Annotated in this window: 10 protein-coding genes; 8 read left to right on the top strand and 2 right to left on the bottom strand. The window is 46.5% G+C overall.

Features of this window, described 5'->3' with window-relative positions; translation table 11 throughout:
- The first annotated feature begins 19 nt into the window (after nt 1-19).
- From GWR21_RS11100 to GWR21_RS11070, 7 genes are all read left to right on the top strand, one after another.
- The gene (locus GWR21_RS11100) at nt 20-532 is read left to right on the top strand and encodes a shikimate kinase (protein ID WP_162331814.1); all 513 of its coding nucleotides are present in this window, start codon (nt 20-22) and stop codon (nt 530-532) included.
- Between the two features lie 217 nt (nt 533-749).
- Nucleotides 750-1145, top strand: a complete 396-nt coding sequence (locus GWR21_RS11095) for a DUF423 domain-containing protein (RefSeq protein WP_162331813.1) — start codon at nt 750-752, stop codon at nt 1143-1145.
- A 149-nt stretch (nt 1146-1294) separates the two neighbouring features.
- Nucleotides 1295-2695, top strand: a complete 1401-nt coding sequence (locus GWR21_RS11090; RefSeq protein ID WP_162331812.1) for an alpha/beta hydrolase family protein — start codon at nt 1295-1297, stop codon at nt 2693-2695.
- 81 nt (nt 2696-2776) lie between these two features.
- Entirely contained in the window at nt 2777-5431 is a 2655-nt protein-coding gene (locus GWR21_RS11085; RefSeq protein ID WP_162331811.1) for an FtsK/SpoIIIE family DNA translocase, read from the top strand.
- Nucleotides 5432-5522: 91 nt separating this feature from the next.
- Nucleotides 5523-6200, top strand: coding sequence for a LolA family protein (locus GWR21_RS11080; RefSeq protein ID WP_162331810.1), 678 nt, complete (start codon nt 5523-5525; stop codon nt 6198-6200).
- Between the two features lie 110 nt (nt 6201-6310).
- Complete coding sequence (gene lpdA / locus GWR21_RS11075; protein ID WP_162331809.1) at nt 6311-7717, top strand: dihydrolipoyl dehydrogenase; 1407 nt, start codon at nt 6311-6313, stop codon at nt 7715-7717.
- Nucleotides 7718-8497: 780 nt separating this feature from the next.
- Nucleotides 8498-9325, top strand: a complete 828-nt coding sequence (locus tag GWR21_RS11070; protein ID WP_162331808.1) for a M57 family metalloprotease — start codon at nt 8498-8500, stop codon at nt 9323-9325.
- 264 nt (nt 9326-9589) lie between these two features.
- On the opposite strand, the gene GWR21_RS11065 is transcribed toward GWR21_RS11070, so the two are convergent.
- A complete protein-coding gene (locus GWR21_RS11065; RefSeq protein ID WP_162331807.1) occupies nt 9590-10486 on the bottom strand; it encodes a class I SAM-dependent methyltransferase in 897 nt (298 codons plus the stop codon).
- Nucleotides 10487-10631: 145 nt separating this feature from the next.
- Nucleotides 10632-12185 carry an acyl-CoA mutase large subunit family protein gene (locus GWR21_RS11060; RefSeq protein WP_162331806.1) on the bottom strand — a complete coding sequence of 518 codons (1554 nt, stop codon included), beginning with the start codon at nt 12183-12185 and terminating at the stop codon, nt 10632-10634.
- 113 nt (nt 12186-12298) lie between these two features.
- On the opposite strand from GWR21_RS11060, the gene GWR21_RS11055 reads away from it, so the two are divergent.
- Nucleotides 12299-13225 (top strand): M23 family metallopeptidase, encoded by a 927-nt coding sequence (locus GWR21_RS11055; RefSeq protein WP_162331805.1) that lies wholly within the window; start codon nt 12299-12301, stop codon nt 13223-13225.
- The last annotated feature ends 2 nt before the right edge of the window (nt 13226-13227 follow it).

Raw genomic sequence — 13227 nt, 5'->3', positions numbered from 1 at the left:
AGTTTTAAAAACTGGTATTTTGAAAATCTTCCTACTCGGCTTTATGGGCGCCGGCAAGACTTACTGGGGAAAACAGCTTGCGGAGCATCTGTCATTACCCTTCTATGATCTGGATGACGTGATCGTTGAATCAGAAGCGATGTCTATCAGCGACATCTTTGCGACTAAAGGAGAAGACTACTTCCGCCAGCAGGAAAACTACTGGCTGAAAGAATTATCCCGCAATGATAGTTTCATTATCTCCTGTGGTGGCGGAGCTCCCTGCTTCCAGGATAATATGGACATCATGAACAACAACGGCACCACTATCTGGCTGAACCCAAATCTGTCCCTGATCGTGGAACGTCTTAAGCGTAAAAAGTCTAAACGCCCGCTGATCCAGGACCTGGATGACGATGAACTGCTCGGTTTCGTAGAAAAGAAACTTGCAGAACGTGTCCCATTCTATGAACAGGCCCAGATCACCATTGCAGAATCAGAGACGATCTCTCTCGATTCCTTCACACAAAGACTTGATAATATCAAGGCCTGAGTGGAAGTAAGTACTGCCGCTGTCAGACAGTTCACCCGGCCTTTGTTATACGCATCCGCAGCGTTCATCAGTAACTATGCGTACAGGTATACATCGGACAATACCACCGTGTCATAACAGGTGCAATTATACTACAGCAGCAGCTACCGGGTGGCATAGAAAGGTGCCGCCAGCGGACGGACATCAATCATATACATAAACAAACATCCATCTATCAATGCATAAGGGATTTCTTATCATCGCAACGATATTAGGCGCATTAGCCGTAACACTGGGCGCATTCGGCGCACATAAGCTGAAGGAACTCGTTCCACCGGAGTCAGTAACCACCTTTCAGACCGGCGTTACCTATCAGTTTTATCACACCTTCGCACTTCTGGCCGTGGGTATCCTGTTCGCACACCTGCCGCAGGCATCTAATCTGTTGGAGTGGGCAGGCCGCTGCTTCATCATTGGGGTTATACTGTTCTCCGGTTCCCTTTATCTGTTCACCATGATGAAGATGACCGCTACAGTAGGTATACCAAGATCGGTAGGCGTGATCACCCCGATCGGTGGTTTATTCCTGATAGCAGGCTGGGTATGTTTGTTACTGGCGCTGCTCAAAAAATAAGTACTTTTTCTACGATCAATACTAACTATCCAGGGGCTGGCCGTAAAGGCTTAGCCCCTGTCATTTTAGCTCCGCAGCTTTTATGCCAGCAATGCTGACACGCACATAAAGCACCAATAGGATATTTTATAAACAACAAAGTTGAAACCATGCTCAAATATCTGATCATCATTTGCCTCAGTATAACCGGAACCGTGACTGCACAGGACATTGGCGGCAACTGGTATGGTGTCTTCACTACGCCACAGGGACAGAAACAACGTTTACAGCTGCAGGTACAGCAACATCGTACGAGCGGCCGTTTCATGGGGGTAATGATAAGTCCGGATGTTGCATATGACAGCATCGCACTTGATACGATCTATCTGAGCAAAGGCTATCTCAATTTTAGCATTAAGAGTATCAGCTTAAAATATACAGGCAACTGGAATGGTATCCGTAGCCGCTTTGAAGGATACTTTGAACAGGTAGGTAATAAAACAGCGATCAACTTCTCCCGAGAGCCGGTCAAAGACCTCAGTGTCGTTCGCTTCCAGGACCCTTCTCCCAATCCGGTATACGATGTGGAAGAAGTAAAAATGGTGAATCCGGTGGACAGGGTACTACTCACAGGTACCTTCAGCAAACCGGCTGTGAAAGGACCATTCCCTGTAATAGTGCTGATATCAGGCGCGGGCCCGCAGAACCGCGATAATGAAATGCTGGACCATCGCCCATTCGCTGTACTGACAGACTATTTTGTGAAACATGGTATTGCGACCCTGAGACTGGACGATCGCGGGACTGCTGAGAGTACCGGCAAATATGATTCTGCCAATATCTACAATTTTGCAGAAGACGCGAAAGCCGCGGTTAGCTGGTTGCGGAAGAATAAATTTGCAGACACGGACGCTATCGGTTTATTAGGATATGCGGAAGGAGGCGTGGTAGCACAGATCGTTGCCGCAGCTGATTCAAATATCGCCTTCATCATCAATATGGCAACGCCCGGACTGGAAGGCCGGGAAGCCTATAACCGCCGCCTCGTGCAAACCGCGCTGGCCTATGGAGAAAAAGAAGCCTATGTAAAAGGGTACGTCAGCAGCTACCAGCGTTACCTGAACGTACTGGCACTCACCACTAATCCTGCGGAGAGACAGCAAAAAGCCTATACAGAACTGGGCATGATCTACGATCATTTCGGTGATGCGACGAATACAGCCGGCAAACAGCATTTCATCGAAACGACCTACGCAGTGGACACGAAGCCCGAAGCATTGTCCCTGTTACAATATGACCCTGCCACCTATCTGGCAAAAATTAAATGTCCCGTACTGGCTATAAATGGGGAGGAAGACGTGGTAAATGATGCCACTTCTAACCTGAAAGGTATCGAGAACGGACTCGTCAAGGGTGGAAATGAACTGGTTACGGTAAGAGCCTTCCCCAATCTGAACCATTTGTTCCAGCGTTGTAACACCTGTACCCCTGAAGAATATGGCACGCTGGATGAGACAATAAACCCTGCTGTATTGGAGTTTATGACGAGATGGGTACAGTTGTTGTATTAGGAAGGAAATTAATAAATATTAATTACTAATTAATTTCTCAATATGTCAAGCAGCGTCCTTAATTTTGGACGGCTATAGTGTATGTCTAAAAATAAACTGAAAACAGAAAAACCGGAGAGTAAAAAGCCTCGTGGCAATGACCCCAACGTACTTAAACAGGAAAAAGAAGCAGAGGTAAAAGTAAAAGAACTTGTTAAGGACGAGAGAACCCATAAAGTCCTGGGGGTAATATGTCTGTTGCTGGCGCTCTACTGTTTTATCGCCTTTACATCTTATCTCTTTACCTGGGAAGAAGACCAGGATAAAGTATTTCGCTATTCCGCCAGCATCCTGCTGATGGATATGGATAGCGTGAAAGTGGAAAACCTCCTGGGAAGGTTAGGGGCCTTCGTATCCCATTGGTTCTTCTATAAGGGTTTTGGAATCGCTTCTTATTTATTTTGCTACCTGTTCTTTATCCTCGGTGTCAACTTCGTAGTAGGCCGCAGGGTATTTCGCATGTGGCGGAGTATTAAATATGTTCTTTTCGGTTTGCTGTTCATCAGTGCAACCGCTGCTTTCGTTTCTTCTTTTTCTGACTTTCCATGGGGAGGCGCGATGGGAGATGCGATCAATCACTGGATGATCGGATTCCTGGGTAGGGCAGGTACAGCATTGCTATTACTGGTTGCAGGATTGTCCTGGCTGATCTGGAAGTATAACTTCGATTTCAAATGGCTGGAACAGCAATTCAAGGCTACACCCAAACCTGTGGTGGATGCGCCATTTACACCTGAACCTGCGGTGATCGCGGTTACGCCAATGGGTAATAAGCCGCACGCTGCTGCCAATCCGGCAAATGCCGCCAACGCAGCCAATGCTGATACTGGCAGAGATAAGGACCCCAGAAAGAGAAATGCACTGAAAGATAACGGGGTATCTGTAATACCGCCACCTGCTGAAGAAGATGAACTGCCTGAAATGCAGCTGATCGAACGGGAAGATGCGTCTATCACACTGATCCCGCCTGCCAATACCGCTGTTCCGGTAGAAGCGATGGAGGAGGAGATAGACGAAGAACAGGAAGAAGATGCTGGTCCATTGTTATATATAGAAGAGACCGTGGAACAGACTGCTGCCCGCAATAAAAAGAAACCCAGCACAGAAGATGTCGCCTGGGAGATCAAACCATCAGTGGAAGAGGTGGAGGACGAGCAGGAAGAAGAACCTGTCAGACAGCCCCTTCAGCTGGATCCGTACGAGCCAACCCTTGACCTGCGCGACTATAAATATCCTACGCTTGAACTGCTGGATAACCATAGCACAGAGAAGATCGTACAGGATGCCGGTGAACTGGACAGGAACAAAGACCAGATCATCAATACACTGAAGAACTACGATATCGCTATCCAGAAGATCAGTGCTACGGTAGGGCCGACGGTGACCTTATATGAGATCGTACCGGCCGCTGGTGTGCGTATCTCCCGTATCAAGAACCTGGAAGACGACATCGCGCTGAGCCTTTCCGCCCTGGGTATCCGTATCATTGCGCCGATCCCCGGTAAGGGAACCATCGGTATCGAGGTGCCGAATGTGAAAAAGAGCATCGTATCACTCAGGAACCTGCTGGCATCCGAGAAATTCCAGCAAAGTAGCATGGAGCTTCCGATCGCTATCGGTAAGAAGATTGATAATGAGAACTTTATAGCTGACCTGGCGAAGATGCCACACTTGCTGATGGCGGGTGCAACTGGTCAGGGTAAATCTGTAGGTATCAATACGTTATTGGTATCCCTGTTGTATAAAAAGCATCCTTCCCAGCTGAAATTTGTACTGGTCGATCCGAAGAAAGTGGAATTGTCCCTGTACAAGCTGATAGAAAAGCATTTCCTGGCCAAGTTACCAGGAGAGGAAGATGCCATTATTACGGACACGAAAAAGGTGATCCATACCCTCAATGCCCTGTGTATTGAAATGGACCTCCGTTATGACCTCCTGAAGGAAGCGGGTACCCGTAACATTAAGGAATATAATAACAAATTTGTACAGAGAAGGCTGAATCCGCAGCGTGGACATCGTTATCTGCCCTTTGTGGTGCTGGTGGTGGATGAGTTTGCCGATCTGATCATGACAGCAGGTAAAGAGGTGGAGATGCCAATTGCCCGTCTGGCGCAGCTGGCCCGTGCCGTGGGTATTCACCTGATCATTGCAACACAACGTCCGTCCGTAAATATCATCACCGGTACGATCAAGGCCAACTTCCCGGCCCGTATCGCCTTTAAGGTGTCTTCCAAGATCGACTCCCGGACTATCCTGGATACCGGCGGAGCAGAGCAGCTCATCGGTCAGGGGGACATGCTGGTATCATTTAACGGTGAACTGGTACGTTTGCAGTGTGCTTTTGTAGACACTCCTGAAGTGGAAAAAGTAGCAGAGTTTATCGGCGAACAGCGTTCATATCCGGAAGCTTACCTGTTGCCTGAGTATGTGGATGATAAGGATATGGAAGGAAAAGAGATCAGTCTGCAGGACAGAGATCCGCTTTTCGAAGAAGCAGCCAGGGTCATCGTACAGAACCAGCAGGGATCTACCTCCTTATTACAGCGCCGCATGAAACTGGGTTATAACAGGGCAGGCCGTCTGATGGACCAGCTGGAAGCAGCCGGTATTGTCGGACCGAACCTTGGCAGCAAGGCGAGGGAAGTGAATGTCAAGACAGAAGCGGACCTGGAGGAGATTTTGAACGATATCGGCTGATAGTCGTACTTTTGGCTTTATATTAACTTTAGAATAAACCTAACGGCACAACATTTGTCAAATTAACAGCAAGAAACAAAACTTACGAAAAATGAAGAGAATTTTATTATTGGCCATGCTGACGGGCGGAATAGTAGTGAATGGCATGGCGCAGACCAAGGCACCCGTAGGTAGTCTCGGTAAGAACGATCCAAAGGCCAAAGCAATACTGGACGGAGTGAGCAAGAAATTTGCACAGTTGAAATCAGTGGTAGCGAATTTCGTGTTGAAGGTAGAGGGAGCCAATAATAGCGTAACAGACTCCAAGAAAGGTACCGTATACCTGAAGGGAGCTAAATATAAAGTGAACCTGGACGGTCAGGAGCTGATCAGTGATAATAAGACTTCCTGGACATATACGAAAGATGCTAACGAGGTAACAATCAACAATGTAGACCCAAATAGCTCTTCCCTGTCTCCGGCTAAACTGTTCACAAACTTCTATGACAAGGATTATCTGTACCGCCTGGAAGGTGAGACCACTGAAAAGGGTAAAGTGCTGCAGAACATTGAGATGACACCGACAGATAAATCAAAGAACGTATTCAAAGTGATCGTTTCTATCGACAAAAAAGCCCAGAACATTGCTAAAATGAAGGTTTACGAGAAAAACGGTAATCACTATACATATGAGATCACCAATTTTACCCCTAACGGGAATGTGACCGACGCAACCTTTAGCTTCGATCCTAAAAAATACCCTGGTGTAGAGGTAGTTGATCTCCGATAAAATATTGATGGATCTTCGTAACAGAAGACAAAGTAAAGCCTGGCTATTTTTGGCCGGGCTTTTTCCATTTTATTGTTACCTTTGGCAAGTTTAAATTAAAATTAAGCAATATGGCATACGACGTAATCGTAATTGGTAGCGGCCCTGGTGGATATGTGGCAGCTATCCGTGCTTCTCAGCTGGGATTTAAGACGGCAATAGTTGAAAGAGAGAGCCTGGGCGGTATTTGTTTGAACTGGGGCTGTATTCCCACTAAAGCATTATTGAAGTCTGCACAGGTGATGGAATATATACAGCACGCTAAAAATTATGGGATTAACGCAGGTGAAAGTTCCGCCGATTTTGATGCCGTAATTAAGCGTAGTCGTGGTGTGGCTGATAAGATGAGCAAGGGCGTTCAGTTCCTGATGAAGAAAAACAAAATCGACGTTCTGGTTGGTACCGGTAAACTGAAATCCAAAAATCAGGTAGAAGTAACTGATAAGGATGGTAAATCTGCGGTACACGACGCAAAATACATTATCCTGGCAACAGGTGCTCGTGCACGTGAACTGCCAAACCTGAAAATCGATGGTAAGATGGTAATTGGCTACCGTGAAGCAATGGTACTGCCAAAACAGCCTAAATCCATGATCGTTGTAGGTTCTGGTGCAATTGGTGTTGAGTTCGCATATTTCTATGCAACTATGGGTACCAAAGTAACGATCGTTGAGTTCATGCCGCGCATCGTTCCGGTGGAAGACGAAGATATCTCTAAAGAACTGGAGAAGATCTACAAGAAAAAAGGTATTGATATCATGACCAGCGCATCCGTTGAGGCTGTTGAAGCTAACGGCGAAGGCGTGAAAGCGAGAGTGAAAACTGCTACCGGTGAAGTATTCCTGGAAGCTGACGTTGTACTGAGCGCTGTAGGTATCGCTGCAAATATCGAAAACATCGGTCTGGAATCACTGGGTGTGAAAACTGACAAGGGTAGAGTACTGGTAGATAAATACTATCAGACAAACGTTGCCGGCGTTTACGCGATCGGTGATATGGTTCCTGGTCAGGCACTTGCACACGTTGCATCTAAAGAAGGTATCATCTGCGTGGAAGCGATCGCTTACGGTGAGAAGAAATACGCACATAAACCTGAGCCTATCGACTACATGAACATTCCTGGTTGTACTTACTGTGCGCCTGAAATCGCTTCTGTAGGTTATACCGAGAAAGCTGCGAAAGAAGCCGGTTACGAAGTGAAAGTGGGTAAATTCCCATTCTCTGCGTCTGGTAAAGCTACCGCTGCCGGTGCTACCGAAGGTTTCGTAAAAGTGATCTTCGACGCTAAATACGGCGAATGGTTAGGTACACACATGATCGGTGCGAATGTTACTGAGATCATTGCACAGACAGTGACTGCCCGTAAACTGGAAACCACTTATCAGGAAGTACTGGATTCTATTCACCCGCACCCAACTATGAGCGAATCTGTAAAAGACGCGATAGAAGTGGCTTACGGCGAAGCAATTCACCTGTAATAGTTAAAAGATCTTATAATGGAAAGAGCGTGCCGGCTGGTACGCTCTTTTCGTTTTATCAGGAATACTAATTCCACTTCCCCGCTTTCCCACAGCAGCTTCTGCATACTTTCCCGACATTTTCCTTCGTTAATCCCTGTTCTTTTATCAGCCATTCACATTTATTTTCTGAGTACCATAGAATGTTGTAATATTGAGACAGCGCAACTGAAATCTAAACAAAGAGCACTAAGTCGAACGAAAATCTATCACCGGCATGCCCGGGTTAACCAGCATTATTTAGTTGTTGAAAATCCGGCAAAGACGCGGTAACAACTAGCTTCCGCCTGTCTTGCGTTGACCAAAATTGAGCACATGAATTAAGTAAACTATCTGTCAGAACTAGCTGTATTTACTGATGAACAATGTTATTATTCCAAAGGAATAACCTTTCTGGTATTAGTCTTTTTTCCGGAGGATGAGTAAACAATGGATGACGCATAGCTGTGTATAGCTATCTGCTGCATTCGTGTTTCCCTTAGGAAATGGACGCGCTATCTATGGACCACAATAACTGTTGTCAGCTGATCAGCTAACCATAGCGTCATTTTCCAGCACCCTACATCTAAACGTATGCGTACACATACATTAGTGGCACTCCTTTGTCTGATGACAGGTGCTGGAGACACCCTGCATTCATATATGCTGTATTAAACTATATCGCATCTGCCCGCGGCTATATCATGCAGTAGCAGGCGGAGGTGCATGAGCACAATCTGTAAACCCAAAACACACACTAACATGCGTAAGCACGTATTTATTGCCCTATGTTGCCTTGCGGCAAGCACCTTTATTTTTTCCTGTAAAAAAGAGGCTGTTAAGGACGCTCCTGTTGCCACTGAGATCTCTGATGATGTAAAAGCAAAGATCTATGCAGCAGGTTTCGGCACTGACAATGTCAGGAAAGTAGCCGGTGGATATCTGGTAGAAAATGATATCGTACTCACCGACGAAAACCTGAACGTAAAGGTTAACAGTCCGTTCCTGAGAGTAGCGAACGATGAACAGTACCGTACATTCAATACCGTAAATACTTTTGGCGGTGTTCGTAACATTACCGTACTGGTGTCAGGATTGTCCACTGCTTTCATCACCGGCACTGATGAGGCTATTGCCCGTTACAATGCAGAGGGATTGAACATCACGTTCTCCCGTATCACAAGTGGTACCGCTGATATTACTATTCAGGGCTTCTATCAGGGGCCAAGCGGTGGTTTTATCACCCTGGGTTCTGCTGGTTTCCCTACAGCTGCTGGTAATCCGTACAACAGCATCCTGATGAACACACACCCACAGGCCTATGGTACCAATCCAAACGTTCTGTACATCGCTTCTGTTATCCAGCACGAGATCGGTCACTGTATCGGCTTCCGTCATACAGACTATGCTACCCGTTCCAGCTGCGGACAGAACGTGAACGAAGGTCAGGTAACCAATGGCGTTGGCGCTGTTCAAATTCCGGGTACCCCAGCAGGTGCTGATCCTAACTCATGGATGCTGGCCTGTTCCAATGGTGGTAACCGTACATTCAATGCAAATGACATTATTGCACTTACCTATTTATACTAGTTGATAAGGTCCCTTATCAGCAGATGCATGAGCAAATGACGATAGTTCATGGCAGTGTACTGTGTAGCAGTGCTGCCATGACTATCGTCTTGTAGTTTATAAAATGATCACTACAATGATGATAGCACCTTCATTCAATCCTCTTTTGCAAGTAACAGCGGCGTACAGGAGATACAAAAACAAAGCGGCGGTAATAACTGTCCGCTATTACCGCCGCTTTGTTTTATAAATGATAATGACTACCCAGAAGAGGATGCTATAAAACTATTCAGCCTTACATTCATACACAACAGAACTACATCTGTTCACATCTTTCAGTCCTTTTCTGTAAGACCTGAATCCGTTCCAGAAGCCTTTCAGCAGTCCGTTGCCGCCTGTCTTATACTTCTCGCTCAGGAGGCTTACATAAAACCCATCAAACACCATCGGATGTTTTCTCACGATTCTGATCTTATGCTGCTTCAGCAATGCTTCCATAGAATCGGGAGAGAAGTGATACAGGTGACGGGGCACATCATAAGCGGCCCAGAGCTCCTGATAATGTTCAGCGTCGGGTGAGGTGTAGTTAGGCACTGCAATGATGAGCGCACCTTCCGGTTTCAATAATGTCCTGATCTGTCTCAGATAATCATGCAGTGCATGTACGTGTTCCAGTACATGCCACATGGTGATCGCATCATATTGTTGTGTGGGAAGAGAAAACAGCTCAGCAGAGGGGAGTGGCTCTATTCCATAGAGTGTCTTTGCATTATTCCTGGCAATATCATCCGGTTCCAGGCCTGTTACCTCCCAGCCGATCTGTTTCATATAATGCAGGAAGGCGCCGGTACCACAACCAATATCCAGCAATGTACCGGTTTTCAGGCCAGTAGCTGCTTTCACCCAGTTTTGTTTAGAGCGCATGGTGATTTTCCGCACGCTATGATATAAACGGTTGACTACACCTTTTTTAGTTTCGGAATGTGAAATGTATTCCTGTGATTGATAGTAACGGCCTATTTCCGCACTCCCGGGAACATGCTGTGTAAAACGGCCGCCGCAATGTCCGCAATGATAAATGTCGAATGTTTCGCCCGATACCGTATGATCTTTGGCAGTAATTACTTTGTGTATATTGCCAGACCCGCATAGAGGACAGGCGTTATAATAGATCGAAGACATGGCCTAAAAATACAATACAATTACGAATTACGTATGACAATTGAGAATCAGTTGATAATTAGTTGTTTGTATGTTGAAAATTAGAAACTGAGTATGAGCGGTCAGGAATTGTGAAACATCAGGTACGGCTGATGGTAAATAATTTTTATACGCCTTTATGTTCGCCCCAAACCTTTCTCAATACATCCGCGATCTCCCCGAGTGTACAATAGTTTTCCACCGCTTCCACGACGATTGGCATCAGGTTCTCTGTCGTTCCTGCTGCCGCTTCCAACCGCTCCAGCAACGCCGCCACCACTGTATTATCCCGTTTTGCCTTCAGTGCCTGCAGCCTTTCCGTCTGCACCAGCCTGATACTATCGTCGATCCGGAATACTTCACCGGTAGCAGCTTCATTCACAGCAAATTTATTCACGCCTACAATCACCTTTTCACCCGTCTCAATTTCCTTTTGATATCTATACGCGCTCCTTGCTATCTCATCCTGCATGAATCCCTGTTCGATCGCCGCTACAGCACCCCCCATTACATCAATCTTTTCTATCAGCTCCCATGCGCGTGCTTCTACTTCATTCGTCAGTGCCTCGACGTAGAACGATCCTGCCAGTGGATCCACCGTATCAGCAATACCACTCTCGTATCCCACGATCTGCTGCGTACGCAATGCAATACGTGCCGCTGCTTCTGTTGGCAGGGACAGTGCTTCATCAAACCCATTCGTATGGAGCGACTGCGTACCACCCAGCGTAGCTGCCAGTGTCTGTACAGTTACCCGTACAATATTGTTATGCGGCTGTTGTGCTGTGAGTGTGCTACCGCCGGTTTGTGTATGGAAGCGCAGCATCTGAGCTTTAGGATCAGTAGCGCCCATATCTTTGGTAATATTTGCCCACATCCTGCGTGCAGCGCGGAATTTAGCTACTTCTTCAAAGAGATGGTTATGTGCATTAAAGAAAAAAGACAGGCGGCGGGCAAACACATTGATCTCTAAACCCTTCTCCAGTGCGGCTTTGAGATATGCTTTCCCGTTGGCGAGTGTGAACGCCAGTTCCTGTACGGCATTAGCGCCCGCTTCGCGGATATGATAGCCGGAAATAGAGATGGTGTTCCACTTTGGTACTTCACGGCTGCAGTAATCGAAGATATCAGTGATCAGCCGCATAGAAGGTTTGGGCGGATAGATAAATGTGCCGCGTGCTGCGTATTCTTTGAGGATGTCATTCTGAATAGTACCGGAGATCTTCCTGAGGTCTGCGCCCTGTTTTTTAGCCAGCGCAATATATAGTGCAAGGAGTATGAACCCGGTCGCGTTGATCGTCATGGAAGTCGAGATCTCCTCCAGTTTGATGCCTTTGAACAAGCGTTCCATATCCTCAATGCTATCGATGGCGACACCTACTTTGCCGACTTCTCCTTCAGACATGGGGTGGTCAGAATCGTACCCTATCTGGGTAGGGAGGTCAAAGGCGACACTGAGCCCCATGACACCCTGCTGTAACAGGTAATGATATCTTTCATTGGATGCTTCTGCTGTGCTAAAGCCCGCATACTGCCGCATCGTCCAGAGCTTATCCCGGTACATGGAGGCATGGATTCCTCTTGTAAAAGGGAACTCGCCGGGCAGCTCCTGCATCGGCACGGATTCCGTATATAAAGGAGCAATGGCGATACCGGCATCTGTTTTGATGTGATTTTCCATAATGTGTTTTTCGTGGAATAAATGTAGTAGTAAGAGCAATGTTACATAATTATTACGTTATTGCCGTTGAGCTCAAATTATTGATAATTTGCAAAAAGATTTTCTGATAAGCCATGTTTATTTACGTATTGTTATTACTCACATTCGCCCTGGCCTTGCTTAGCATTTTTCTGGTATTTGTAGCCTCCGGCCGTATGCTCAGACATAGCTGGTCATTATTGCTCGCGGGACTCTCATTCGGACTTTTTATCTATCTCTATGGTACCTGGATCTATCTGACTGTCGAAGCAAAGTGGGGATTTGGGATTGTATTCCTGTTAACCCTGCTCAGTGGATTTTTTCGCAGGAAAAAGAAAACAACTGCGCCGCGGCACTGGCGGGTAGGAGCTAATTTATTCTTCTTCGCATTGTTCACCACATTAAGCATTCTTTATTTCACCGGTACTACTGGTAAGGCGAGAGCCATAGAACTGGCCTTTCCGCTGAAGACGGGCCGGTATTTCGTGTTGCAGGGAGGGAAGGGGTTACCTACCAATCTTTTCCATTATAGTTTACGCGGGGCGGTATATGCAATGGATATTGTCAAGCTGAAGCCAAACGGCAGCAGGGCCAATGCTATTTTCAGCAAGCGCCTGGAGGATTATGAGATATTCGGAGATACCTTATATAGCCCCTGTAACGGACGAATTGTTAAAGCAATAGGGGAGGACCCGGATAATATTCCGCCTGATATGATCAGGGGGCCGCACAATACCAACCAGGTACTGATAGAAACAGCGAACAGCTATGTTTTCCTGGCACATCTGAAACAGGGTAGTGTCATTGTGAAGGAGGGGGATGTTGTGAAACAGGGAGATCCGCTGGGATGTGTGGGTAATTCAGGCTTCAGCTCAGAACCTCATTTACATATACAGGCGCATATGAAAGTACCAGGAGAGCCCTGGTTCCGGTCCCCGCCAAGATATATCCATTTTAATGGAAGAGGTTACCTGCTCTATGAGGTTATTCGTCCAAAACGGGTGGAAATGATACAGAAGTAAAC

It is taken from the genome of Chitinophaga agri, assembly GCF_010093065.1.
In the GTDB taxonomy this organism is placed as follows: Bacteria; Bacteroidota; Bacteroidia; order Chitinophagales; family Chitinophagaceae; genus Chitinophaga; species Chitinophaga agri.
Note: the sequence above shows the minus strand (reverse complement) of the source record. Positions and strands in the feature narration are given on the sequence as shown.

What these genes read in the sequence shown, in the direction of transcription:
- GWR21_RS11065 (WP_162331807.1), bottom strand. Translation starts at nt 10,486, where the DNA reads ATGTCTTCGATCTATTATAACGCCTGTCCTCTATGCGGGTCTGGCAAT.
- lpdA (WP_162331809.1), top strand. Translation starts at nt 6,311, where the DNA reads ATGGCATACGACGTAATCGTAATTGGTAGCGGCCCTGGTGGATATGTG.
- GWR21_RS11095 (WP_162331813.1), top strand. Translation starts at nt 750, where the DNA reads ATGCATAAGGGATTTCTTATCATCGCAACGATATTAGGCGCATTAGCC.
- GWR21_RS11060 (WP_162331806.1), bottom strand. Translation starts at nt 12,185, where the DNA reads ATGGAAAATCACATCAAAACAGATGCCGGTATCGCCATTGCTCCTTTA.
- GWR21_RS11055 (WP_162331805.1), top strand. Translation starts at nt 12,299, where the DNA reads ATGTTTATTTACGTATTGTTATTACTCACATTCGCCCTGGCCTTGCTT.
- GWR21_RS11090 (WP_162331812.1), top strand. Translation starts at nt 1,295, where the DNA reads ATGCTCAAATATCTGATCATCATTTGCCTCAGTATAACCGGAACCGTG.
- GWR21_RS11080 (WP_162331810.1), top strand. Translation starts at nt 5,523, where the DNA reads ATGAAGAGAATTTTATTATTGGCCATGCTGACGGGCGGAATAGTAGTG.
- GWR21_RS11070 (WP_162331808.1), top strand. Translation starts at nt 8,498, where the DNA reads ATGCGTAAGCACGTATTTATTGCCCTATGTTGCCTTGCGGCAAGCACC.
- GWR21_RS11085 (WP_162331811.1), top strand. Translation starts at nt 2,777, where the DNA reads ATGTCTAAAAATAAACTGAAAACAGAAAAACCGGAGAGTAAAAAGCCT.